Here is a 22,259-nt window from a genome sequence, read left to right as displayed (position 1 = left end):
GCCGCCTCCGGCGGTTTGAGGCCTCCCGGGCGGTCTCAGGCCGACGGGCCCGAGGCGGTCTCCGGGTGAATCTGGTCGCGGGCGGCCCGGTACTGCTGGCGCACCGCCGAGCCGATCGCGAGGTCCTGCTCGCCCTGCGGCTCGACCGTCTCGGCGTCCGGCAGCTCCCACTGCGGCGGCTCCGGGGTGCCCGCCAGCGCCCAGGCGGCCTGCCGGGCGGCGCCGCGGGCGGCGTGCGCGCCCGGCGGCGGCACCACGACCGGGACGCCGAACAGCATCGGGGCGATGTGCCGGACGGCGGGCAGCCGCCCGGCCGTGCCGAGCAGGAAGACCCGCTTGATCCCCACGCCCTGGGCGCGCAGTACGTCCAGCGCGTCGGCGATGTTGCAGAGCATGCCCTCGACGGCGGCCCGGGCCAGGTGCTGAGGGGCCATCGCCTCGGCCCGCAGGCCGGTCAGGGTGCCGGCCGCGTGCGGCAGCGCGGGGGTGCGCTCGCCGTCCAGGTACGGCAGCAGCACCAGGCCGTAGGCGCCGGGGGAGGAGCGCAGGGCGAGGTCGCTCAGCCCGTCCGGGTCCAGGCCGAGCATGGCGGCGGTGGAGCGCAGCACCTGGGCGGCGTTCAGGGTGGCGACCATCGGCATGTGGTGCCCGCTCGCGTCGGCGAAGGAGGAGACCAGGCCGGAGGCGTCCACCACGGCCTTCTCGTGCACCGCGAAGATCGTCCCGGCGCTGCCGAGCGAGACCACCGCGTCGCCCGGGCCGAGGCCCAGGCCCAGCGCGGCGGCCATGTTGTCGCCGGTGCCGGCCGAGATCAGCAGGCCCTCGGGGGTGTGCCCGGCGGGTTCGGCGGGGCCGAGCACCTCGGGCAGCTTGAGCTCGTGGCCGAGCGCCAGCTCGACCAGGTCCTGCCGGTACCCGCCGGTGATCGGGGACCAGTAGCCGGTGCCGGAGGCGTCGCCCCGGTCGGTGGTGCGGCGCTTGGGGTGGCCGAGTAGCTGCGAGACCAGCCAGTCGTGCGGCAACAGCACCTCGGCGACCCGGCGGGCGTTGACCGGCTCGAACTCGGCCAGCCAGCGCAGCTTGGCGATGGTGTAGGTGGGGGCGGGCACCGCGCCGATCGCGGAGGTCCAGGCGGCCGGGCCGCCGAGGGCGTCCAGCAGCTTGGCGGCGGCGCCGCTGGCGCGCGGGTCGTGCCACAGGATCGCGGGCCGGACCAGCACCCCGCCCGCGTCCAGGCCGATCATGCCGTGCTGCTGCGCGCTGACGCCGATCGCCCGGACGCCCTCCAGCAGGCCGCCGGTCGCGGCGTCGCCGAGCGAGTGCAGCCACATCTGCGGGTCGGCCTCGCCCGCGCGGAGGTCCTGGTCCTCGGGGACGGGATGGGGGGCCTTCCCGGAGCGCAGCACGGCGCCGGTGTCGGTGTCGCACGCGACGATCCGGGTGCGGTTGGTCGAGCTGTCTATCCCCGCGACGATGGCCATGTCGAGATCATGCCTCAGCCCGGCCCGGGACGCGTCCGGGCCGGGTGAGCCGTTGCCGGTTCGGAACGCCCGGTTGGGCGTTCCTTTGCCGGGGCCCGGCCGCGGGCCCCGGCATCACCGCCCGGTCACGGGCGGAAGGTGCCCCAGCTGTCGTCCTCGGCCGGGGGGCGGTTGAAGTACGGCACCCGGTCGGTGACCGCGGTCGGCAGTCGGTCCCCGACCCGGTGCGCGACCGCGCCGGCCGCCTTCCCGGCGACCGCGCCGGCCCGGTGCCGCGCCCGGTCCGTCGCCCCCTGCACCGCGGGGCTCTGGGTGATCTGCCGGGTGACCTTGGCGATCTGTTCGTAGCGCTGGCGCCCGGCCCGCGAGCCCAGGACGTAGCCGGCCGCGAAACCCACGGCCAACGACAGCTTCCACATGATCGGATCCACCCTCTCCTGGCGGCCTTCTGCCGCATTGCCCTACCCGTTGGTCGGGACGGCGAACCGTCCGCGTCCCCAGCATCCCCGGGGGCCGTCGCGGGCGCGCGCGGGGCGCGCCGGGACGGCGGTCCGGGGCGGCCGGGGAAAGCGATTGGCGGACCACCCCCCCGAGTGCGCTAATGTATGTCCCGCAGCGAGCGCCGAGGAGCCCGGGAAACGGGAGCCGAAGCGGAAGCCGATCCCCCATAGCTCAATTGGCAGAGCAGCCGACTGTTAATCGGCAGGTTATTGGTTCGAGTCCAATTGGGGGAGCTCAGGAGAAGACTCTTCAGGAGTCCGCTTCCTGTACGTGGTACGGAAGTTGAGTATCGCGATCCCGCATAGCTCAATTGGCAGAGCAGCCGACTGTTAATCGGCAGGTTATTGGTTCGAGTCCAATTGCGGGAGCTGCACCGGGTCCGCCCGGTGACTGCTCAGAGCGAAGGCCCCTCGGACGACCGGGGGGCCTTCGTGTTGTCGCGGCCCTGTTGCGTCCGTCACCCCGGCCGCTGTCGTCCCGGCCGGGGCGCCCGGCCAGCCGACCAGGGGCGCCCGGCTCAGGTGGTCGCCTTCCGGTAGAGGTCGGCGACCCGCTGGTCGAAGGCGACGCTGTACGAGGTGCCCGGGCTGTCGCCGCCCTCCTGGTAGCCGCCGATCACGCCGACCACCGTGCCGCTCTCGGTCACCCACGGGCTGCCGCTGGTGCCGTCGGTGTAGCCGCCGCAGTCGAAGCGCTCCTGGGTGGAACTCTGCGAGCGGGTCTTCACCGAGCAGGTGATCGGCTCGTCGCTCTCGTTCGGGTAGCCGGTCACCGAGACCGCCAGCCCGACGCCCTGGCCCGTCCCGAGCGGGTTGCCGCCGACCGCGTCCTCGATCTGCCGGCCACCGGTCGGGCGGACGGTGATGAAGGCCACGTCGTAGTCCGGGTCGTCGTCCTGCGCCCAGCGCGGGTCGACGGTGATCGACTGCACCGGCCAAGTCCCGTACGGCGTGTACCCGTTGCGGTAGCCGGGGGTGAACACCAGCCCGTCGAGCAGGCCGACCCGCTGGTTCTGCACGCAGTGCGCCGCGGTGACCAGCAGATTGCGCCCGGGGCTGTGCACCACGCTCGCGGTGCACGCCCGGGGGCCCTGCGCGGTGTGGACGGACAGGGTGCCGATCCGGTCGCGGGCCGGGCTCGGCTGGGCGACCTCCGCGTTCGGCGGCTTGTCCGGCCCGCCGCACGCGGTGCCGGCGGCCAGCAGCAGGGCCGCCAGCGTGGTCGCCTTGGCCGTACGCGGGGGCGGTACCGGGCGGGGCGCCATCCGGGGCTCCGTCTCGTTCCTCGGGGCGGGCACCCGGGCCGTGCGTTCCGCCGTTCGTGAGGAAGATCTATCAGGCCGTGCCCGCGGGCGCCACTGCCGGGTGTTCGATCCGGCTCCGGTTCAACCGGTGGCCCGGTCGTAGAGGGCCTGGACCCGGTCGCCGAAGTAGCTGCTGTACGAGGTGTCCGGGCTGTCGCCGCCCTCCTGGTAGCCGCCGATCACGCCGACCACGGTGCCGGTCCTGGTGTTCGGGTCGAAGTCGGTCACCCAGGGGCTGCCGCTGGTGCCGCCGGTGTAGTCGGGGCAGTCGATCCGCAGCTGGGTGGGGCTCTGCTCGGTGGTGGTGTTGGAGCAGGTGATCGGGACGTCGCTGCTGCCCGGGTAGCCGGTGACCCGCACCGGGAGCTGGTAGCCGCGGTTGACGCCCAGCTTGTTGGCGCCGAGCACCTGCTGCACCTGCTGCCCGTTCTGGGCCTGGACGACCGCGAAGGCGACGTCCATGTCCGGGTCGGCGCCGTTCTTCCAGCCGTCGTCCACGGTGACCGCCAGCAGCGGCCAGACGCCGCTGGGGGTGTCGCCGCTGCGGTAGCCGGGGACGAAGACCAGGTCGCTGCGCTGGCCGAGCTTCGGGTCCCAGACGCAGTGGGCGGCGGTGACGATGAGGTTGAGCCCGGCGCTGTCCACCACGCTGGCGGTGCAGAAGTGGTCGCCGTCCGCGTTGCGGGTGAACACCGCCCCGACCAGGCCGTTGAGCACGGTGGGCTTGGCGGTGTGGGTGACCCCGGTGTGCTTGCCTATCGCGCCCTTGAGTCGCTGCCTGCTCCAGCCGTGGGCGTCCGCGGAGCCGGAGGCCGGGGCGGAGGGCGGCGCCGAGGTGACGGTCGGGGCGACCCCGCCCGGCCGCGACGCGGTGGTGCAGCCCGCCGCCGCGAGCACCAGCAGCAGGGCCCCGGCCGCGGCTCCCGTCCCACGCATCGTCATCAGCCCAGGCTGCCCTGGACCGGGCCCCCGGCGCCAGCCGGGCTGCGCCGCCCACAGGGGCGCGTCGCGTCGCGCACCCAGGTACGCCCCCCGGCGCGCACCACGGGTGATCGACCGGCTATGCTGCCCGGGACGGCCTCGCGGGGCCGTCTGCTGCTGCCGTGGCCGACGACCGGCACGCGCGGCGAACCGGGGCGGTAGCTCAGCCGGTTAGAGCAGGGGACTCATAATCCCTTGGTCGTGGGTTCGAGTCCCACCCGCCCCACCTCTGCGACGTGTGACGAGTGTCGTACGACTGTCCACGGGCGGGCTCCTGAGCTGGAGCTTCGCCGCCCGTGATGACGGAGAGTCTAGAGCGCGGCCCCCTCTTCCGGTCGGCGGCGCGCCGGAATTCACCCGCCCGTGGGCATCGGTCCCGGAGCCCCCGACGGTCCTCCACTGCCCCAGTGGCCACTCTTGTACGGCTTTCGTACCGGCCCTGGCGTGCTGTGCGAAAAAAGTGATATCACTTTGACAGCTGAAGCGGGCACCCGCGCAGCGGACATCGCACAGGGGGAGTCGGTCCCATGACCACACCGCGTTTCGCCGTCGAGGACGGCCCCGCCGTCGACCTTCCGGCCCCGAGGGTCACCGAACGGGTCATCACCGGGGCCGCCGGGCTGCCGGTGCTCGGCGGCGCCCTGCTCGGCCTGGTCGCCGGGTTCGCCGCCGTCATCACCGGAGGGTTCCAGGTGTCCGGCGGGAACAAGGGCCCGGGCATCGCCCTGGTGGTCGCCGGGCCCGTGCTGGTGCTGGCCTCGCTGCTGCTGCTGTGCGGGCTGACGGTGGTCTCGCCCGGCTCGGCCCGGGTGGTCCAGCTGCTCGGCAACTACCGGGGCACCATCCGGGCCGAGGGGCTGAGCTGGGTGAACCCGTTCACCAGCCGTCGGCACATCTCCCTGCGGATCCGCAACCACGAGACCGAGACCACCAAGGTCAACGACGCGGACGGCAACCCGATCGAGATCGCCGCGGTGGTGGTCTGGCACGTCGAGGACACCGCGATGGCCGTGTTCGAGGTGGACGACTACACCGACTTCGTCTCCATCCAGACCGAGACGGCCGTCCGGCACATCGCCACCAGCTACCCGTACGACGCCCACCACGAGGGGCAGTTGTCGCTGCGCGACGGCGCGGACGAGGTCGCCCGCAAGCTGTCCGCCGAGATCGCCGCCCGGGTCGCCTCGGCCGGTGTGCGGGTCATCGAGTCCCGGATCACCCGGCTCGCCTACGCGCCCGAGGTCGCCCAGGTGATGCTCCAGCGCCAGCAGGCCGGGGCCGTGGTGGCCGCCCGGCGGCTGATCGTCGAGGGCGCCGTCGGTATGGTCGAGGAGGCGCTGGACCGGCTCGCCGAGCGCGACGTGGTGGAGTTGGACGAGGAGCGCAAGGCTGCCATGGTGAGCAACCTCCTGGTGGTGCTCTGCGGCGACCGGGGCACCCAGCCCGTCGTGAACACGGGCTCCCTCTACCAGTAAGGGCGCGGCGTTGGCGACGGAACGGAAGAAGCTCCTGTTGCGACTGGACCCTTCAGTTCACGACGCGCTGGCCAGGTGGGCTGCGGACGAACTGCGCAGCACCAACGCACAGATCGAGTTCGTGCTCCGCCGTGCCCTCACCGAGGCCGGCCGGATGCCCAGCGGTGCGGCCCGGCTTCCCCGGCGCGGCCGACCGCCCAAGGAGAGCCCGGAGAGCGGCGGTTCCGAGGAGGACTGACCGCAGCGGCCGGGCGCCGCTCATCTTTCGGAGAGACCGAGATGGACCTGCCCGTCAATCTGCCCGAGAAGCTCTACCTGCTCGCCCACGACCCGCGGCGCGAGCGGACCACCCGGCACTCCACGCTCAACCTGCTGCTGCAGGCCGCGTCGCTGACCGAACTGCTGCGCCGGGGACTGGTGCGCGAGGACGGCCGGACGCCCGTCGCCCGGGTCCGCGCCGCCGCCGCGGCGGGCCTGGACCCCTACAGCGCCCGGCTGCTGGACCAGATCCGGGAGGAGCGGCCGCACGGCTGGAGCTGGTGGGTCGGCCACGCCAGGAGCGCCGGGCGTGACCAGCCGGTCCGGTGCGTCCGGGAGGGCCTGGCGGAGGCCGGCTGGATCGACCTGCGCCGGCACAAGGCGGCCGGGCTGATCCCGGTCACCCGGGTCACCCTGAAGGACCCCGGGGTGCGCGAGGCACTGGCGGTCTCCGTCGCCGCCGCGCTGAAGGGCCCGCTCAGCCGGGTGGACCCGGCCGACGCGGCGCTGACGGCCCTGGTCGCCGCCGGACGGCTGCGCTCGGCGCTGAGCCCCCGGCACACCTGGGAGTACCGGGGCCGGATCGCCAAGCTGGCCCCGGCGGCCGGACCGGTCCCGAAGGCGCTCCGGACGGCGCTGGCCTGGCGCATGGCGAGCCACGCGGCGGCGAGCGCGGCCACGGGCTGACGGGCCGCCCACGGGGGAGAGCCGGCCCGTCCGGGAGCCCGGCCATCGAACAGGTGGCCGGGCTCCGTGCTGTCGGCGACCCGTAAGCTGGCCGGGTGCTCGAACCCGCCCTGCTGCCGACCCCGCTGGTGGACTGCACCGACGAGGCCTTCGCCCGGGCCGGGGTGGAGCTGCGGCTCAAGCGGGACGACCTGCTGCACCCGACCGTCCCCGGCAACAAGTGGCGCAAGCTGGCGCCCAACCTGGCCGCCGCCGTCGAGCGGGGCCACGCCCGGCTGCTGACCTTCGGCGGGGCCTACTCGACCCACCTGCGGGCGGTCGCGGCCGCCGCCGCGGCGCTCGGGCTGGAGAGCGTCGGGCTGGTGCGCGGCGAGGAGCTGGCCGACCGGCCGCGCAACTGGTCGCTGCGGGCCGCCGAACAGTCCGGGATGCGGCTGGAGTTCCTCACCCGGGCCGCCTACCGGGAGGCCACCGGCCGGGTCGCGGGGGAGTACGGTCCGCAGGCCCTGCAGCGCCGCTGGGGCCCCTGCCTGGTGCTCCCGGAGGGCGGTTCCAACGCGCTGGCCGCGACCGGTGCGGCCGCGATCCCGGCCGAACTGCCCGACCTGGGCGAACGGGACGTGGTCTGCTGCCCGGTCGGCACCGGCGGCACCCTGGCCGGCATCGCGGCGGGCCTGCCGCCGGGCGCGCGGGCGCTCGGCGTGGCCGTGCTGCGCGGCGGCGAGGGCTACCTGGAGGCGGAGGTCGCCCGGCTGCACCGGGCCGGGTACGGACGCGAGTTCGACAACTGGCGGATCGACCACGCCCACCACGGCGGCGGGTACGGCAAGGTCCGGCCCGAACTGGCCCTCTTCGCCGAGGAGTTCGAGCGCCGCCACGGCATTGCGGTGGAGCGCCGCTACGTCGCCAAGCTGCTCGCCGCGCTGGCCGACCTGGCCGGGGCGGGCGCCTTCCCGCGCGGCACCCGCCTGACCGCCGTGGTCACCGGCCTGCCGGACCCGGAGTAGTGGCTCAGGACCCGAAGGTCAGGTCGGCGCACGGGTCGGTGTCGGCGCCACGGGTGTTCTCGGCTATGCCGGTCGGGATGCCGCTGGGCGCGGTGGTGGGCGCCGCCGAGGGCGAGGACGCCGAGTTCAGCTGGGTGGCGCCGGCCGGCTGGTAGTCGGCGCCGAGGGTGACGGTGACGGAGTCCGCGCCCGGCTCCTCGACCGTACGGGCCCCGGGGAAGAGCGCCGCGACCTGGTCGGCGACGGCCTTCTGTGCCGGGTCGTAACCGATCTCGGTCTGTTGCTTGCCGGGGTTGTTGGGGCCGAGCACGACGTTCTGGAAGCCGCGTGCCTTGAGCGTCTGCGCGCCGGAGCCGGCCAGCCCGGCGCTGCCGACCCCGTTGACCACGGTGATCGGAGCCGCGGCCTGCTCGGGGGTGAGCGGCGCGGCGGCGGTGGGGCTCGCGGTCGGGGTGGGGGAGGCGGCCGCGCCGGTGCCGGCGGTGACCTGCCCGTCCAGGGTGCGGTCCTCCCGCAGCAGCTTCCACAGGGTGTCGGCGTCCGGTTGGATCAGCCGCACCCGCTCCCCGGCGAAGCGCCAGGGGGCGGTCACGAAGGTGACGTCGGAGAGCTTGATGTCCTCCACCGAGCGGGCGAAGTCCACCAGCTTCATCGCGGTGCCGAGCCCCTCGTCCACGGTGAGCGACTTGGTGGCCGCGTCCGCCAGCGGGAGCAGGGTGGGCAGCGAGAAGCCCTGGCCCTGCACCTTCTTGATCATCGAGGAGAGGAAGGCCTGTTGGCGCTTCATCCGGCCTATGTCGGAGTTGTCGCCGATGCCGTGGCGGGCCCGCAGGTAGTCCACCGCGGACTGCCCGGAGAGCTTCTGCAGCCCCTTCTTGAGGTGGATGCCGTACTCGTCGACGTCGTTGGGCACGCAGGCCTCCACGCCGCCGAGGGCGTCGGCCATCGCGGCGGCGCCCTTGAAGTCGACCACGACGGTGTGGTCGATCCGCAGCCCGGTGAGCGCCTCCACGGTGTTCTGGGTGCAGGCCGGGTTGCCCTTGGGGAGCAGGCCGACGCTGAACGCCGAGTTGAACATCTGGTCGTTCCGCGGCTTGCTCCAGGTGCCGTCCGCCAGCTTGCAGGACGGGATGGTGACCAGGGTGTCGCGGGGGATCGAGACGCCGACGGCGTGCTTGTGGTCGGCGTAGACGTGCACCAGGATCGCGGTGTCCGAGTTGCCGACGCCCTCCTCGCCGCCGCCCAGCGCGCTGTTGCCGTCGTCCCGGGTGTCCGAGCCCAGCAGCAGCACGTTGACCGGCACCTGGGCGCCGGGGGAGGCCGGGACGGGGGCGGGCGGGCGCTCGGTGGCGACGCCGCCCGCGTCGAAGGTGGTGATGTTGCTGTCCAGCCTGTGGTAGAACCAGGCTCCGGCTCCCACGACCGACAGCACCAGAACGGCGGCCAGGCCGATGGCGGTCCGCAGGTAGCGGCGCCGGCGCGTGCTGCTGCTCATCCTCCGTGCCCCCCGTCTTCAGGTATCTCGCGTTCGACGTTCGAACGTTAGACGTTCCGGGAGGCCGTTCGGTTACCCCCGGGGGGTGGGGGAATGGATCCGCGAGGCTGTGATGCTGGTCACGCTCCGGGGCCGGAGGCGCCGGTGAGCATCCGGCGGAGCAGGTCGCGAAGCACCGTGCGTTCCTCCTGACCGAGCGCGGCGAGCGGCTCGCGGGCGAAGTTGAGCGACTCGCGCAGCTCCTCGGAGGCGGCCGTGCCGGTGTCGGTGGCGGCGACCAGCTTGACCCGGCGGTCCTGCCGGTCGGCCTCCCGGGTGACGAAGCCGCGGGCCTCCAGCCGGTCGACGATGCCGGTGATGTTGGACGGCTCGCAGCTGAGCGTCTGGGCGATCTGCCGCATCGGCAGGGGGCCGCGCCTCAGCAGGGCGAGCACCTTGGCCTGGGCGCCGGTGAGCGAGCGGGCGGCTGCGGCCTCCTCGTACTCGCGGTGGAAGAGCGCGACCAGGTTGGCCATCAGATCGACGACCTCGCGGGTGATCTCGTCGGACTGCGGCGTGGCGACCTGGGTCGGCTGGGTGTCCATGCCCCAGAGTCTACCTGAAAAGTTGACAAGGTGAACCTTTCATGTTCATCGTTACTTCAGTTGCTCAACCTTTCACCTGTCGAACCCCCCTTCGAGGAGCATCTCCATGGCAGAGCAGGCCGTCCCCGCCACCGCCCGTGAATGGCACCTCGCCGCCCGCCCGCAGGGCTGGCCGGTGTCCACCGACTTCGCCCTGGTCGAGGCCCCGGTCCGGACCCCGGGCCCGGGCGAGATCCTGGTCCGCAACACCCACCTCTCGGTGGACCCGTACATGCGCGGGCGGATGAACGACGTGAAGTCGTACGTGCCTCCGTTCCAGCTCGGCGCGGCCATGGACGGCGGTGCGGTCGGCTACGTCGTCGCCTCCGAGGCCGAGGGCTTCGCCCCGGGCGACGCGGTGCTGCACGGGCTCGGCTGGCGCGAGTACGCCACCCTGGACGCCAAGCACGCCGTGAAGGTCGACCCGGACGCCGCCCCGCTCTCCGCCTACCTCGGCGTGCTCGGCATGCCCGGCCTGACCGCCTATGCCGGCCTGCTCGCCGTCGGCGCCCTCAAGGAGGGCGACAAGGTCTTCGTCTCCGGTGCGGCCGGTGCGGTCGGCTCGCTGGTCGGCCAGATCGCCCGGCTCAAGGGCGCCTCGCTGGTGGTCGGTTCGGCCGGCTCCGCGGAGAAGGTCGCCAAGCTGGTGGACGAGTACGGCTTCGACGCCGCCTTCAACTACAAGGACGCCCCGGTCGCCGAGCAGCTCGCGAAGGCTGCCCCGGAGGGCATCGACCTCTACTTCGACAACGTCGGCGGCGACCACCTGGAGGCCGCCATCGGCGCGCTCGGCGTGCACGGCCGCGCGGTGCTCTGCGGCGCGATCGCCCAGTACAACGAGACCACCGCGCCCGCCGCCCCGCGCAACCTCGCGATGGCGATCGGCAAGCGGCTGCGCCTGGAGGGCATGCTGGTGCGCGACCACGCCGCCCTGCAGCCGCAGTTCGTGACCGAGGTGGCCGGCTGGCTGAAGTCCGGCGAGCTGCGCACCGAGGAGACCGTGGTGGACGGCTTCGAGAACGCCGCCGAGGCCTTCATCGACCTGCTGCGCGGCGTCAACACCGGCAAGATGGTGGTCCGCCTGGGCGGCTGACCGTACGTCAGGACGACTGGCCGCCCCGCCGCCCCCACCGGGCGCGCGGGGCGGTTCGCGTGCACGGCGCAGGGGATCCGGTCGCACTACCGCATTCCGGCCGGATCCGAAAGTGTGTCATCCATCCTGCGGCGCTGCGCGGTACGGTGGTCCCGCCCGGCGATGGGGCCGTTCGGGGGAGAGATCCGGCCGAAGGGTAGACCTCGTTGAGGATTCGACTAGCATTGAGCGAAAGCCTGTCCGTTTTGCTCAATTTAGTAGCTTAATGTCGGCTAACGTGGGTAACTGCGGATCAACTGCAGGCACGAGGCAGCTGGGGAAGGCGACCCTCGTCCACAGCCTGGAGGTCCCGGTGACGACACGTGGAGTTCTCTACATCCACTCCGCGCCCCGCGCGCTGTGCCCGCACGTCGAGTGGGCCGTCGCGGGGGTGCTCGGTGTGCGGGTGAGCCTGGACTGGATCCGCCAGCCGGCCGCACCCGGGCATTGGCGTGCCGAGCTCTCCTGGCAGGGGGAGCCCGGTACGGCTTCGAAGCTCGCCTCGGCGCTGCGCGGTTGGCAGCTCATGCGGTACGAGGTGACCAGCGAGCCCTGCGCCGCGGCGGAGGGGGAGCGGTACAGCAGCACGCCCTCGCTCGGCATCTTCCACGCCGTCACGGGCATCCACGGCGACATCCTGATCCCCGAGGACCGGCTGCGCGCGGTGCTGCTGCGGGCCCGCAGCGAGGGGGCCGACCTGGAGGCCGAGATCGCCCGGTTGCTGGGCAAGCCCTGGGACGACGAGTTGGAACCCTTCCGCTACGCGGGCGAGGGCGCGCCGGTGCGCTGGCTGCACCAGGTGGTCTGAGCCCGGAGGGACGACGAAGGGGCCGGCGCTCGCGGAGAGCGCCGGCCCCTTCTGACGTGTGCGGTCAGCGGGTGCGGAAGGCCAGCACCACGTTGTGGCCGCCGAAGCCGAACGAGTTGTTCAGCGCGGCGATCCGGCCCTCGGGCAGCGGGGTGGCCTCGCGCACGATCTTCGCGTCCACCTCGTCGTCCAGGTCCTCGACGTTGATGGTCGGCGGGGCGACCCGGTGGTACAGGGCCTGCACGGTGGCGACGGTCTCGATGCCGCCGGCGCCGCCCAGCAGGTGACCGGTCATCGACTTGGTGGCCGAGACGTAGATGTGGTCGAGGTCCTCGCCCAGTTCCTTGCGCAGCGCCTTCAGCTCGGCGGTGTCACCCTGCGGGGTCGAGGTGGCGTGCGCGTTGACGTGCACGATCTCGGCCTTGTCCAGCTCGTTGCGCTCGAACAGGTCGGCCAGCGCGCGGGCCACGCCGGCGCCGGTCGGCTCGGGCTGGGCGATGTGGTGGGCGTCCGAGGACAGGCCCTGGCCCACGGCCTCGCAGTAGATCCGGGCACCGCGTGCCTCGGCGTGCTCCAGCGTCTCCAGCACGACCACGCCGGCGCCCTCGCCGAGCACGAAGCCGTCGCGGCCCTTGTCGTACGGACGCGAGGCGCGCTCGGGGTCGTCGTTGTTCTTGGACATCGCCATCATGTTGGCGAACGCGGCGATCGGCAGCGGGTGGATCGCCGCCTCGGTGCCGCCGGCCACCACGACGTCGGCGCGGCCGCTGCGGATCATCTCGATCGCGTAGCCGATCGCCTCGGCGCCGGAGGCACAGGCGGAGACCGGGGTGTGCACGCCGGCGCGGGCGCCGACCTCCAGACCGACGTTGGCCGCCGGGGAGTTGGGCATCAGCATCGGGACGGTGTGCGGGGAGACCTTGCGGGCGCCCTTCTCGCGCAGCACGTCGTACTGGTCGAGCAGGGTGGTCACGCCGCCGATGCCGGAGGCGATGACCGCGCCCAGGCGCTCGGGGGCGAGCTTGGAGGACTCGTCGGTGGCCGGGGTCTCGAAGCCGGCGTCGGCCCAGGCCTCGCGGGCGGCGATCAGCGCGAACTGCGCGGAACGGTCCAGCTTGCGGGCCAGCGGGCGGGGCAGGATCTCGCCCGGCTCGACCGCGGTGCGCGCGGCGATCCGGACCGGCAGGTCCTGGGCCCACTCCTCGGTCAGGGCCGCCACTCCGGAGCGCCCGGCGACCAGGTTCTCCCAGGTGGTGGCGGCGTCGCCGCCCAGCGGCGTGAAGGCGCCGATACCCGTGACGACCACGGTACGGTTTTCAGCGGTCACTGGTTTCTCTTCTTTCACGTTTTGTGCGGGGGTCGGCGGCGAGCCGGGGAAGGGCCCGGCCGGGCGCCCGGTGGGGCGTCCCGGCCGGCGGGTCGGCCTGACTCGGGGAGCCGGGCCGACGGGTCAGCCGTCCGAGGCGTTGCTCACGCCGGACAGGCTGATGACTCGAACGAGTCGATCGCTCAGGCGTTGGCGATGATGTAGTCGACCGCGTCGCCGACGGTCTTCAGGTTCTTGACCTCGTCGTCCGGGATCTTGACGTCGAAGCGCTCCTCGGCGGCCACGACGACCTCGACCATGGAGAGCGAGTCGACGTCCAGGTCGTCGGTGAAGGACTTGTCCAGCTGGACGTCCTCACCCGGGATGCCGGCGATCTCGTTGACGATCTCGGCGAGACCTTCCAGGACCTCGTCCTTGGTAGCCATACTGGCTGCTCCTCTTCGGTGTTGAACGTGTCCGACCGGCGGCCGAACACAGGCTTGTGGATGGGTGGGGCGAAACGCGCCTAGGGGAGCGTAACGACTGCCGCGGCGTACACGAGACCCGCCCCGAACCCGATGATCAGCGCGAGGTCCCCACTGTGGGCCTCGCCGCTCTCCAGCATGCGCTCCATCGCCAGCGGGATGGAGGCGGCGGAGGTGTTGCCGGTCTCGGCGATGTCGCGGGCGACCGGCACCGACTCCGGCAGCTTGAGCGCCTTGATCATGGCGTCGGTGATCCGCATGTTGGCCTGGTGCGGGATGAAGGCGCCGAGCTGGTCGGCGGTGATCCCGGCGGCGTCCAGCGCCTGCTGGGCCACCTTGGCCATCTCCCAGACCGCCCAGCGGAAGACCGGCTGGCCGTCCATCCGCAGGGCCGGCCACTTCTGCTCCTCGCCCTGGCCGTTGACGGCGTCGGGCTTGGCGAAGGCGGTGTCCCAGGCCTGGGTCTGGCTGATGACGTCGGCCTGCGAGCCGTCCGAGCCCCAGATCAGCTTGCCGATGCCCGGCGTGTCGGAGGGGCCGACGATCGCGGCGCCGGCGCCGTCGCCGAAGATGAACGCGGTCGAGCGGTCGGACTTGTCGGTCAGGTCGCTGAGCCGCTCGACGCCGATCACCAGCACGTACTCGGCGTTGCCGCCGCGGATCATGCCGTCGGCCAGGCCCAGGCTGTAGCCGAAGCCGGCGCAGGCGGCCGAGATGTCGAAGGCCGGGGCGGTGCCGCAGCCGAGCCGCTCGGCGATCTCGGTGGCGATCGCGGGGGTCTGCTTGAGGTGCGAGACGGTCGCGACGATCACGCCGCCGATCTGCTCGGGGGCGATCCCGGCCTGCGCGATGGCCTTGCCGGCGGCCTGCACCGACATCTCGGCGACGGACTCCTCCGGGCCGGCCCAGCGACGCTCGGCGATCCCGCTGCGGGTGCGGATCCACTCGTCCGAGGAGTCGATCCACTCCAGCACCTCGGAGTTGGGGATGACGCGGACCGGCCGGTAGCCGCCGACACCGTGGATGCGGGAGTACTGCGCGCCGCTGGCCGGACGGATCTGCGGCTTCGTCATGCCTGGTCCTCCTGGTCCTGCCGGTCCTGACCGCCGTGCTCCGCGATGAGCTCGCGGGCCTTGTCCAGATCGGCAGGGGTCTTCAGGGCGAGCGTGGCCACACCCTTGAGGTTGCGCTTGAGCAGACCGGTGAGGGTACCCGCGGGGGACAGCTCGATCACGGCGGTCGCGCCCAGCCGGCCGAGGGTCTCCACGCAGAGGTCCCAGCGGACCGGGGTGGAGACCTGCGACACCAGGCGCTTGAGGACCTCGGCGCCGGAGTCGACGACCTCGCCGTCCTTGTTGGAGACGTAGCGGACCTGCGGGTCGGCCACGGTCAGGGTCGGGGCCAGCTTGGCCAGCCGCTCGACGCCGGGGGCCATGTGCTCGGTGTGGAAGGCACCGGCCACCTTCAACGCGACCAGCTTGGCGCCGACCGGCGGGTCCGCCCTCAGGGCCTCCAGCTGGACCAGCGTGCCGGCCGCGACGATCTGGCCGCCGCCGTTGTTGTTGGCCGCGGTCAGGCCGTGCTCGGCCAGCTTCGCCGCGACGACATCGGGTTCGCCGCCGAGCACGGCGATCATGCCGGTCTCGGTGACGGCGGCGGCCTCGGCCATGGCCCGGCCGCGCTCGCTGACGAAGGTCAGCGCGTCCTGGGCGCTCAGCACCCCGGCGGCGGCCGCGGCGGTGATCTCGCCGACGCTGTGGCCGGCGACGGCGCCGACCAGCTTGACGAGGTCCTCGTTCGGGAACAGCTCACGGGCGGTCACCAGACCGGCCGCGACCAGCAGCGGCTGGGCGACGGCGGTGTCCCTGATCTCCTCGGCGGACGCCTCGGTTCCGGCGTGCACCAGGTCGAGCCCGGCGACCTCCGACCAGCCGCGCAGGCGGTCGGCGACGCCGTCGAGCTCCAGCCAGGGGCTGAGGAAACCGGGGGACTGGGCACCCTGTCCAGGGGCGACGATTACGAGCACGGTTCAACCCTCTCTCGCCAGGCGCCCAGGGGCGGGTAGGCGACGGTAACGAAGAAAACCATCCGGGATTGTATGGTCCCTACACCCTGGCTCAGCTGGGCTCCCCGGCTGCGGTCAGCCGGCCGAGGGCCAGTGCGATCCGCAGAGTGAACGCCGAACGTACGTCGGAGGGGGCGTACCCCGTGACGTCAGTCACACGTCGTAGCCGGTAGCGGACCGTGTTGGGGTGGACGAAGAGCATCCGGGCCGCGCCCTCCAGGGAGGACGCCTGCTCCAGGTAGACACTCAGTGTCTCCAGCAGCGCGGAGCCGGCCTCGTCCAGCGGTGTGTAGATCTCCTCCACCAACTGGTGCCGGGCGGCCTGGTCCCCGGCCAGCGCCCGCTCGGGCAGCAGGTCGTCGGCCAGCACCGGGCGGGGGGCGTCCGGCCAGGCGGCGCAGGCGCGCAGGCCGGCCGCGGCGGCGTGCGCCGAGCGGGTCGCCGAGAGCAGGTCCGGCACGGTCGGGCCGATCACCACCGGGCCCGGCGCGAACTGGCCGATCAGCGCTCTGGCGGCGTGCACCGGCTCCTTGTCGCCGCCGACCACGACCACCAGGCGCTTGCCCAGCACCCCGGTCAGCACGTTCAGCTTGGCGTACCGGGCGGCCCGGCGGATCGCCTCGACCACCAGCTCGCTGTCACCGTCCGGAGCGCTGCCCATCACCACCCGGACCTGGCTGGGCTGGCCCCAGCCGAGCGCCGCGGCGCGGGAGAGCACGCCCTCGTCGGCGTCGCCGGACAGCAGCGAGTTGACCACCAGCGCCTCCAGCCGGGCGTCCCAGGCGCCGCGCGCCTCGGCGGCCTGGGCGTACACCTGGGCGGTGGCGAAGGCGATCTCGCGGGCGTAGACCAGCACGGACTCGCGCATGTCCGCCTCGTCGCCGGGGGCGGCCACCTCCTCGATGGCCTCCTCCATCACCTCGATCGTGGTGCGGATCAGCTCGACGGTCTGGCGCAGGGTGATAGCCCGGGTCAGCTCGCGGGGGGCGGTGCCGAAGACGTCGGTAGAGATCGCCTGGGCGGCGTCGGGGTGGCGGTACCACTCGGTGAAGGCGGCGATACCGGCCTGGGCGACCAGGCCGATCCAGGAGCGGTGCTCCGGCGGCATCCGCCGGTACCAGCCGAGCTGGTCGTCCATCCGCGCGATCGCGGCGCTGGCCAGCTTGCCCGAGGACTTCTCCAGTCGCTTGAGCGTCGCCGCCCGGCGCTCGGCCCGCTCGGCGGCGTTTCTGCGCTCCTGGGCCGTCAGGCGGGGCGCCGCCCGGCCGGGGCGGTCGCGGCCGGCCCGGGCGGCCGGGCTCTTGCCGGTCGGTTCGGGTGCTGCGGGACTGGGTTCGCTCTGGGAGTTCGAAGAAGCGGCTGGCACAAGGACAAGACTGCCTCACGTGAGTGACTGCTCGTGCACAACCCCCGGCGCTCAGGTGCGGTGGCAAGAGTCACAACCGCGAGTCGGAGGGCGCGCCGGTGCCGAAAGCGAGGAGCGCCGGAGCGTGGGGGCACCTCCCAGCCGCCAGGCTGGGGGAGAACGTCGGCACCGGGTCCGGAGCACCCGGAACGAGCCGACGGGCAGGCTACGGTGGAGCGCGTGACCGACGCTGCTGAACGCCCCCGCGCCGACCTGCGCCGCACCGCCGAGCGCTACCGCTCCACCCCCGCCGAGGGCGTCGAGACCCGACACGCGTTCTCCTTCTCCGGCCACTACGACCCGAAGAACACCCACTTCGGCGCGCTGCTCGCGTGCAACGAGGAACTCCTCGCCCCCGGCGCCGGGTTCGAGGAGCACCGACACCGGGACACCGAGATCCTCACCTGGGTGCTGGAGGGCGCGCTCGCCCACCGGGACTCGCACGGCCACAGCGGGGTGGTGCGCCCGGGGATGGTCCAGCACCTGAGCGCGGGCTCCGGCGTCACCCACACCGAGCGCAACGTCGGCGGCGCCACCGGGCCGGCGCGTTTCGTCCAGATGTGGCTGCAGCCGGACGAGTTCGACGCCGCCCCGGCGTACGGGCTGCGCAAGGTGGAACCGGCGGACGGCGGGTTGACGCTGCTCGCCTCCGGGCTGGAGCGCGACGCCGGGACGCAGGCCCTGCGGCTGCGCCGGAGCGACGCCGCGCTCTGGCTGGCCGTCGCCGGGCCGTGGCAGCCGCTGCCGCGGCTGCCCGAGGCGCCCTGGCGGTACGCGCACCTGACGGCCGGCTCGCTGGGCTACCGGACCATCCCGGGGCCCAAGGGCGGCGGCCGGTCGATGGCCCCGGGCGACAGCGTGCGGATCACCGGCGAGGCCTTCGCCGACCCGACGGCGGGCGAGACCGGCGCCGAACTCCTGCTCTGGGAGATGCACTCGCCGGTCTCGTACGGCTGACCGCCCGCCCCCTCGGGGGAGCGGGCGGCCGCCGGCCGGGCGTCAGGCCTTGTCGTACTCGCCGAGCAGGTCGATGATCAGGTCGGTCGGCTGCCAACTCCGGTTCCAGAAGTCGACGATGCCGGTGGTGCCGGTGCTCGCCTGGACCAGGTTCGACACGGTGGCGCCCTTGGTGAAGTTCAGCACGGAGGAGTCCGGCGGCAGTGGCCGGACGGCCTTGCCGGACATGTAGTCGTCCGAGGAGTTCGGGTCCGGGGACACCGAGAGGTGCCCGTCGCCCTGCGGGTTGGTCACCGTGGTGTTCAGGACGAGGGCCTCCAGCGCCCGGCCGGAGGTCCACACGCCCTGGTTGTAGTAGGCCTGGCCGGCGAGCGGGAAGTTGTAGGTCCGCGTGTCGTGCATGCGCGTGGGCTCCACCGGCAGGTAGGCGGCCTTGCCGTCGGCGCTGTAGTAACCGGTGATGTCCACGATCACGTCGGTCGAGCCCCAGGCGCCGTTGTGGACGGTGATCCTGCCGTCCGGTCCGACCGGCACGATCACCGCGTTGGCGACCGTCTGCCCGGCGGTGAAGTTCAGGTTGGACGTGGTCGGCGCCTGCCGGCCGCTCGGGGACAGGGTCAGGTGGCCGGCGGTCGTCGGGTCGGTCACCGTGACGTTGAGGGCCACGGCCGCGACGCCCTGGGCCGGGAGCCCGCCCTGGCCGGCGATCTGGACGTCGAAGCCGCCCTGGCCGGCGACCTGGCCCTTGGCCGCGCCCAGTCCGGTCCGGGTGTCGACGAGCCGGGACGGCTGCTTGGTGGCGGTGTAGCCGTTGGCGGCGGAGTGGGTGAAGTAGCCCGACACGTCGGCGATCAGGTCCACCTGGCCCGAGCTGCGGTTGGCCAGCTCGACGTAGCCGTCCTCGCCGACCGGCACGACCGCCAGGTTCGGCACGTCCTGTCCCGCCGCGAAGTTGACGTTCGAGGTGTCCGGCCGCGCCTTGCCGGAGGGGTACGCGATGACGTGCCCGGGCGCCGCGGCGTTGGTGACGGTGATGTTCATGGCCACGGCGGTCACCCCGGCCGGGATGCCGGCGTTGCCGGCGACCTTCACCCGGGTCGTGCCGTACGCGGCGACGGGGGCGGCGGCCGGGGCGCCGGTGCCGTCGCGGGTGTCCAGCAGGCGGCTGGGCGCCTGCGGGGTGAAGTCGGAGCCGTCCAGCGTGACGTCCCTGGTGGTGGCGGCGGTCTGCCTGTTGTACACGTCGGTCGCCTTGATCGTGATCTTGTACGAGCCGACCTTGGCGTACCTGTGGTCGAGGTACACGTTCTGCTTGATGCCGTTGGAGCCCTGGCCGGTGGTGCCGTCGCCCCAGTCGACGTCGTACGTGACCCAGCCCTCGGTCTTGTCGGAGCTGACGCCGACTGCCATGCCGACACCGTGGGCGTTGGAGTTGGTCGCGCCCGTGAACACCTCGAAGTACGGGCTCGGCGGTGCGGACGGAGTGGCCGCCTGCGCGGCGGTGGGCACGAAGCCGACGGCTGCCGCGACGACGGCGGCGGAAATCATGACACGGTGACGGTGCACTGGACCCCCCCAGTTTCTGAACTTGATCAAGAACCCTTGGTCCGGACTGTAGGCCCAAAGGTTCGTATCCGTCGGGCAAAGGGTTCGCCCTTAACGGTCCGTTAGCGCGCCTTTCAGTCGGCCAGTTCCGCCAGCACCGCGTCCGACAGCTGCGGCCAGACCTCGACGGCCCAGGGCCCGAAGTCCTGGTCGGTGAGCGCGATGCAGGCCACGCCGGCCTGCGGGTCGACCCACAGGAAGGTGCCGGACTGGCCGAAGTGGCCGAAGGTCTCAGGGGAGTTGGCGGTGCCGGTCCAGTGCGGGCTCTTGCCGTCGCGGATCTCGAAGCCGAGGCCCCAGTCGTTCGGGCGGCGGTGGCCGTAGCCGGGCAGCACACCGCTGGTACCGGGGAAGGCGACCTCGCGGGTGGCCTGCCGGACGGTGGACGGGTCCAGCAGCTTGGGCGACTGCAGCTCGGCGGCGAAGCGGGTCAGGTCGGCCACCGTGGACAGGCCGCCGGCGCCGGCCGGGGACTTGTGCGCGGTGTTGAGCAGGGTGTCGTGCATGCCCAGCGGTTCGAACACCGCCTCGGCGACGTAGCGGTGGAACTCGATCCCGGCGGCCTCGGACAGGGCGCGGGAGAGCGCGTCGAAACCGGCGTTGGAGTAGAGCCGGCGGTTGCCGGGCTCGGCGAAGACCCGGTCCTCGTCGAAGCCGAGGCCGGAGGTGTGGGCGAGCAGGTGGCGCACGGTCGAACCGGGCGGGCCGGCCGGGTCGTCCAGCTCGAACACGCCCTCCTCGATCGCGACCAGCGCCGCGTACGCGGTGAGCAGCTTGGTCACCGAGGCCAGCGGGAAGAGGTGCTGCTGCGGACCGTGCGCGCCCAGCACCGCGCCGTCCGAGCCCCGGACCACCGCCGCGGCGGCGTGGGGCACGGGCCAGTTCTCGATCATCCGCAAGCTCTCCATGCGGTTGACTCTAGTCCGGGCCGTGGGGGTACCGCCCGGCCGGAGGCTGGGGGAGGGTGGCGGGGGCACCCGGCTGGCAGGGTTGCTTGGAGTGCACTCCAACTCGGTAGCGTCATCGCCGTCGCACAGGACAGGGGGAACGATCAATGGCCACACCCGCGCTCGTCGAGGGCCGGCTGCGCAGCTGCTCCGAGGTGTTCAACCGCCCGGTCGGCGATCCGGACCGGACCCCGCGGCACACCATCAGCGAGGTCGCCGCGGCCAGCGGACTGACCGCCCACACCCTGCGCTGGTACGAGCGGATCGGCCTGCTCGACCCGGTCGACCGCGCGGTCGGCGGCCAGCGCCGCTACTGCGACGGCGACCTGCACCGGCTGGCCTTCCTGGGCCGGCTGCGGCTGACCGGGATGTCGGTGGCGGACATGCTCAAGTACGTCGACATGGCCCGCCGCGGCGAACAGACCTACGGGGAGCGGCGGCAGCTGCTGGAAGCGCAGCGCGAGGAGGTCCGGCAGAAGATCGCCGACCTCCGGGCCACCCTGTCCGTCCTCGACTACAAGATCGATCTCTACGCCGGGAAGGTCACCGACACCACCGGTGCTCCCGTCCAATGCCAGTACTACCGAGTAGAGGAAGAACAGAGCGCATGACTCACCCCGTCCTCCCCGTCGTCGAACTCGGCACCGCCGGCCCGCTGGTGGGCGTCCAGGGCCTCGGTTGCATGGGCATGAGCGACTTCTACGGCCCGACCGACTCCGACGAGGCGCTCGCCACCCTGGACGCCGCGCTGGAGGCCGGTGTCACCCTGTTCGACACCGCCGACGCCTACGGCTACGGCCGCAACGAGGAGTTCATCGCCCCCTTCGTCCGGGCCAACCGGGACAAGGTGGTGCTCGCCACCAAGTTCGCCATCGAGCGCAAGGAGGACGACCCGGCCCACCGCGGTATCCGCAACGACCCGGCGTACATCCGGACCGCCGTGGACGCTTCACTGCGCCGCCTCGGTGTGGACGAGATCGACCTCTACTACATGCACCGCCGCGACCCGGCCGTGCCGCTGGCCGACTCGGTCGGCACGATGGCCGAGCTGGTCGCGGCCGGCAAGGTGCGTCACCTGGGCCTGTCCGAGGTGACCGGGGCCGAGCTGCGCGAGGCGCACGCGATCCACCCGATCGCCGCGCTGCAGTCGGAGTGGTCGGTGTTCGCCCGGGACATCGAGCGGGCGGTGGTGCCGGCCGCGGCGGAGCTCGGCGTCGCCCTCGTGTCGTACTCGCCGCTCGGGCGCGGCTTCCTGACCGGCTCGTTCCAGGCCGCCGAGCAGCTCGCGGCGGACGACGCCCGGCGCACCCAGCCGCGGTTCACCGGCGAGAACGCGGTCGCCAACGGCGAACTGCTCGCCCCGCTGCGGGAGATCGCGGCGGCCCGCGGGGTGACGATGGCCCAGGTCGCGCTGGCCTGGGTGCAGCAGCGGGGCGAGGTGCACGGGCTGACCGTGGTGCCCATCCCGGGCACCCGCAAGCGCAGCCGCCTGGCCGAGAACACCGCGGCTGCGACCCTGCGGCTCACCGCGGAGGAGCTGGCGCTGCTGGAGCCGGTGTCGGCGCAGGTGGCCGGCGGCCGCTACCCCGACATGAACTTCACCTTCGTCGGGCGGGAGTAGCGCGGGAGCAGCGGGGGGGGGGGGAGGGGGGGAGGGCACCCCCAAGGGCCGTGTCCGCCTACTTCCTGTTCGGACACTTTGGCTTCCACCCCCTTTCTCCCCCCCGACCACCGAGAG

At 72.9% G+C, this 22,259-nt stretch carries 22 protein-coding genes and 3 tRNA genes; 12 read left to right on the top strand and 13 right to left on the bottom strand.

Annotated elements, in window-relative coordinates; translation table 11 throughout:
• Positions 1–35: 35 nt before the first annotated feature.
• Both ACFQ87_RS12980 and ACFQ87_RS12975 read right to left on the bottom strand, forming a co-directional pair.
• Entirely contained in the window at positions 36–1,481 is a 1,446-nt protein-coding gene (locus ACFQ87_RS12980; RefSeq protein WP_380610738.1) for an FGGY family carbohydrate kinase, read from the bottom strand.
• 125 nt (positions 1,482–1,606) lie between these two features.
• Positions 1,607–1,912 carry a hypothetical protein gene (locus ACFQ87_RS12975; protein WP_380610737.1) on the bottom strand — a complete coding sequence of 102 codons (306 nt, stop codon included), beginning with the start codon at positions 1,910–1,912 and terminating at the stop codon, positions 1,607–1,609.
• A gap of 230 nt (positions 1,913–2,142) precedes the next feature.
• On the opposite strand from ACFQ87_RS12975, the gene ACFQ87_RS12970 reads away from it, so the two are divergent.
• Together ACFQ87_RS12970 and ACFQ87_RS12965 are read left to right on the top strand one after the other, a co-directional pair.
• Positions 2,143–2,215 (top strand) — tRNA-Asn (locus ACFQ87_RS12970).
• Positions 2,216–2,277: 62 nt separating this feature from the next.
• Positions 2,278–2,350 (top strand) — tRNA-Asn (locus tag ACFQ87_RS12965).
• A gap of 149 nt (positions 2,351–2,499) precedes the next feature.
• On the opposite strand, the gene ACFQ87_RS12960 is transcribed toward ACFQ87_RS12965, so the two are convergent.
• Together ACFQ87_RS12960 and ACFQ87_RS12955 are read right to left on the bottom strand one after the other, a co-directional pair.
• Positions 2,500–3,246: a trypsin-like serine peptidase gene (locus ACFQ87_RS12960; protein ID WP_380610736.1), complete on the bottom strand. Its 747-nt coding sequence runs from the start codon at positions 3,244–3,246 to the stop codon at positions 2,500–2,502.
• Positions 3,247–3,366: 120 nt separating this feature from the next.
• Entirely contained in the window at positions 3,367–4,227 is an 861-nt protein-coding gene (locus ACFQ87_RS12955) for a trypsin-like serine peptidase (RefSeq protein WP_380610735.1), read from the bottom strand.
• Positions 4,228–4,418: 191 nt separating this feature from the next.
• Here ACFQ87_RS12955 and ACFQ87_RS12950 point away from each other — a divergent pair.
• The 5 genes from ACFQ87_RS12950 to ACFQ87_RS12930 all read left to right on the top strand — a co-directional run bounded on the left by ACFQ87_RS12950 (position 4,419) and on the right by ACFQ87_RS12930 (position 7,693).
• Positions 4,419–4,492: transfer RNA gene (locus ACFQ87_RS12950), tRNA-Ile, on the top strand.
• Between the two features lie 301 nt (positions 4,493–4,793).
• Positions 4,794–5,741, top strand: coding sequence for an SPFH domain-containing protein (locus ACFQ87_RS12945; RefSeq protein ID WP_380610733.1), 948 nt, complete (start codon positions 4,794–4,796; stop codon positions 5,739–5,741).
• Positions 5,742–5,751: 10 nt separating this feature from the next.
• Complete coding sequence (locus ACFQ87_RS12940; protein WP_380610732.1) at positions 5,752–5,979, top strand: hypothetical protein; 228 nt, start codon at positions 5,752–5,754, stop codon at positions 5,977–5,979.
• A 41-nt stretch (positions 5,980–6,020) separates the two neighbouring features.
• A complete protein-coding gene (locus ACFQ87_RS12935) occupies positions 6,021–6,686 on the top strand; it encodes a GPP34 family phosphoprotein (RefSeq protein ID WP_380610731.1) in 666 nt (221 codons plus the stop codon).
• 95 nt (positions 6,687–6,781) lie between these two features.
• Positions 6,782–7,693: a 1-aminocyclopropane-1-carboxylate deaminase/D-cysteine desulfhydrase gene (locus ACFQ87_RS12930; RefSeq protein ID WP_380610730.1), complete on the top strand. Its 912-nt coding sequence runs from the start codon at positions 6,782–6,784 to the stop codon at positions 7,691–7,693.
• Positions 7,694–7,697: 4 nt separating this feature from the next.
• Here the strand turns inward: ACFQ87_RS12930 and ACFQ87_RS12925 are convergent, their stop codons facing one another.
• Both ACFQ87_RS12925 and ACFQ87_RS12920 read right to left on the bottom strand, forming a co-directional pair.
• On the bottom strand, positions 7,698–9,188 hold the full coding sequence (locus ACFQ87_RS12925; protein ID WP_380610729.1) for an LCP family protein: 1,491 nt from the start codon (positions 9,186–9,188) through the stop codon (positions 7,698–7,700).
• 119 nt (positions 9,189–9,307) lie between these two features.
• On the bottom strand, positions 9,308–9,772 hold the full coding sequence (locus ACFQ87_RS12920; RefSeq protein ID WP_380610728.1) for a MarR family winged helix-turn-helix transcriptional regulator: 465 nt from the start codon (positions 9,770–9,772) through the stop codon (positions 9,308–9,310).
• A 106-nt stretch (positions 9,773–9,878) separates the two neighbouring features.
• On the opposite strand from ACFQ87_RS12920, the gene ACFQ87_RS12915 reads away from it, so the two are divergent.
• Positions 9,879–10,904 (top strand): NADP-dependent oxidoreductase, encoded by a 1,026-nt coding sequence (locus tag ACFQ87_RS12915; RefSeq protein ID WP_380610727.1) that lies wholly within the window; start codon positions 9,879–9,881, stop codon positions 10,902–10,904.
• Between the two features lie 352 nt (positions 10,905–11,256).
• On the top strand, positions 11,257–11,751 hold the full coding sequence (locus ACFQ87_RS12910; protein ID WP_380610726.1) for a DUF3145 domain-containing protein: 495 nt from the start codon (positions 11,257–11,259) through the stop codon (positions 11,749–11,751).
• Between the two features lie 64 nt (positions 11,752–11,815).
• Here the strand turns inward: ACFQ87_RS12910 and fabF are convergent, their stop codons facing one another.
• From fabF to ACFQ87_RS12885, 5 genes are all read right to left on the bottom strand, one after another.
• Positions 11,816–13,078 (bottom strand): beta-ketoacyl-ACP synthase II, encoded by a 1,263-nt coding sequence (gene fabF / locus ACFQ87_RS12905; protein WP_380610725.1) that lies wholly within the window; start codon positions 13,076–13,078, stop codon positions 11,816–11,818.
• A gap of 182 nt (positions 13,079–13,260) precedes the next feature.
• On the bottom strand, positions 13,261–13,503 hold the full coding sequence (locus ACFQ87_RS12900) for an acyl carrier protein (protein ID WP_380610724.1): 243 nt from the start codon (positions 13,501–13,503) through the stop codon (positions 13,261–13,263).
• A gap of 80 nt (positions 13,504–13,583) precedes the next feature.
• Complete coding sequence (locus ACFQ87_RS12895; protein ID WP_380610723.1) at positions 13,584–14,615, bottom strand: beta-ketoacyl-ACP synthase III; 1,032 nt, start codon at positions 14,613–14,615, stop codon at positions 13,584–13,586.
• The gene (locus ACFQ87_RS12890; protein WP_380610722.1) at positions 14,612–15,568 is read right to left on the bottom strand and encodes an ACP S-malonyltransferase; all 957 of its coding nucleotides are present in this window, start codon (positions 15,566–15,568) and stop codon (positions 14,612–14,614) included. The genes ACFQ87_RS12895 and ACFQ87_RS12890 overlap by 4 nt, the downstream gene beginning before the upstream one ends.
• Before the next feature lie 91 nt (positions 15,569–15,659).
• Positions 15,660–16,856, bottom strand: coding sequence for a PucR family transcriptional regulator (locus ACFQ87_RS12885; RefSeq protein WP_380610798.1), 1,197 nt, complete (start codon positions 16,854–16,856; stop codon positions 15,660–15,662).
• A 336-nt stretch (positions 16,857–17,192) separates the two neighbouring features.
• On the opposite strand from ACFQ87_RS12885, the gene ACFQ87_RS12880 reads away from it, so the two are divergent.
• The gene (locus ACFQ87_RS12880) at positions 17,193–17,969 is read left to right on the top strand and encodes a pirin family protein (RefSeq protein WP_380610721.1); all 777 of its coding nucleotides are present in this window, start codon (positions 17,193–17,195) and stop codon (positions 17,967–17,969) included.
• A 42-nt stretch (positions 17,970–18,011) separates the two neighbouring features.
• Here the strand turns inward: ACFQ87_RS12880 and ACFQ87_RS12875 are convergent, their stop codons facing one another.
• The gene (locus ACFQ87_RS12875; RefSeq protein WP_380610719.1) at positions 18,012–19,517 is read right to left on the bottom strand and encodes a PKD domain-containing protein; all 1,506 of its coding nucleotides are present in this window, start codon (positions 19,515–19,517) and stop codon (positions 18,012–18,014) included.
• Positions 19,518–19,648: 131 nt separating this feature from the next.
• Positions 19,649–20,482 (bottom strand): serine hydrolase domain-containing protein, encoded by an 834-nt coding sequence (locus tag ACFQ87_RS12870; protein WP_380610717.1) that lies wholly within the window; start codon positions 20,480–20,482, stop codon positions 19,649–19,651.
• A gap of 146 nt (positions 20,483–20,628) precedes the next feature.
• Between ACFQ87_RS12870 and ACFQ87_RS12865 the strand changes: the two genes are divergently transcribed.
• Complete coding sequence (locus ACFQ87_RS12865) at positions 20,629–21,132, top strand: MerR family transcriptional regulator (protein WP_380610716.1); 504 nt, start codon at positions 20,629–20,631, stop codon at positions 21,130–21,132.
• Positions 21,129–22,142 (top strand): aldo/keto reductase, encoded by a 1,014-nt coding sequence (locus ACFQ87_RS12860; RefSeq protein WP_380610715.1) that lies wholly within the window; start codon positions 21,129–21,131, stop codon positions 22,140–22,142. The genes ACFQ87_RS12865 and ACFQ87_RS12860 overlap by 4 nt, the downstream gene beginning before the upstream one ends.
• The last annotated feature ends 117 nt before the right edge of the window (positions 22,143–22,259 follow it).

The sequence above is a fragment of the Kitasatospora sp. NPDC056531 genome (genome assembly GCF_042794375.1).
Taxonomy (GTDB): domain Bacteria; phylum Actinomycetota; class Actinomycetes; order Streptomycetales; family Streptomycetaceae; genus Kitasatospora.
The sequence above is the reverse complement of the archived record's forward strand: the minus strand, read 5'-3'. Positions and strand labels throughout refer to the sequence as shown.

Excerpts from the sequence above, each read along its gene's own strand:
- ACFQ87_RS12895 (WP_380610723.1), bottom strand. The coding sequence starts at position 14,615 with ATGACGAAGCCGCAGATCCGTCCGGCCAGCGGCGCGCAGTACTCCCGC.
- ACFQ87_RS12955 (WP_380610735.1), bottom strand. The coding sequence starts at position 4,227 with ATGACGATGCGTGGGACGGGAGCCGCGGCCGGGGCCCTGCTGCTGGTG.
- ACFQ87_RS12980 (WP_380610738.1), bottom strand. The coding sequence starts at position 1,481 with ATGGCCATCGTCGCGGGGATAGACAGCTCGACCAACCGCACCCGGATC.
- ACFQ87_RS12935 (WP_380610731.1), top strand. The coding sequence starts at position 6,021 with ATGGACCTGCCCGTCAATCTGCCCGAGAAGCTCTACCTGCTCGCCCAC.
- ACFQ87_RS12860 (WP_380610715.1), top strand. The coding sequence starts at position 21,129 with ATGACTCACCCCGTCCTCCCCGTCGTCGAACTCGGCACCGCCGGCCCG.
- ACFQ87_RS12865 (WP_380610716.1), top strand. The coding sequence starts at position 20,629 with ATGGCCACACCCGCGCTCGTCGAGGGCCGGCTGCGCAGCTGCTCCGAG.
- ACFQ87_RS12875 (WP_380610719.1), bottom strand. The coding sequence starts at position 19,517 with ATGATTTCCGCCGCCGTCGTCGCGGCAGCCGTCGGCTTCGTGCCCACC.
- ACFQ87_RS12960 (WP_380610736.1), bottom strand. The coding sequence starts at position 3,246 with ATGGCGCCCCGCCCGGTACCGCCCCCGCGTACGGCCAAGGCGACCACG.
- ACFQ87_RS12945 (WP_380610733.1), top strand. The coding sequence starts at position 4,794 with ATGACCACACCGCGTTTCGCCGTCGAGGACGGCCCCGCCGTCGACCTT.
- ACFQ87_RS12900 (WP_380610724.1), bottom strand. The coding sequence starts at position 13,503 with ATGGCTACCAAGGACGAGGTCCTGGAAGGTCTCGCCGAGATCGTCAAC.
- ACFQ87_RS12870 (WP_380610717.1), bottom strand. The coding sequence starts at position 20,482 with ATGGAGAGCTTGCGGATGATCGAGAACTGGCCCGTGCCCCACGCCGCC.
- ACFQ87_RS12915 (WP_380610727.1), top strand. The coding sequence starts at position 9,879 with ATGGCAGAGCAGGCCGTCCCCGCCACCGCCCGTGAATGGCACCTCGCC.
- ACFQ87_RS12925 (WP_380610729.1), bottom strand. The coding sequence starts at position 9,188 with ATGAGCAGCAGCACGCGCCGGCGCCGCTACCTGCGGACCGCCATCGGC.
- ACFQ87_RS12920 (WP_380610728.1), bottom strand. The coding sequence starts at position 9,772 with ATGGACACCCAGCCGACCCAGGTCGCCACGCCGCAGTCCGACGAGATC.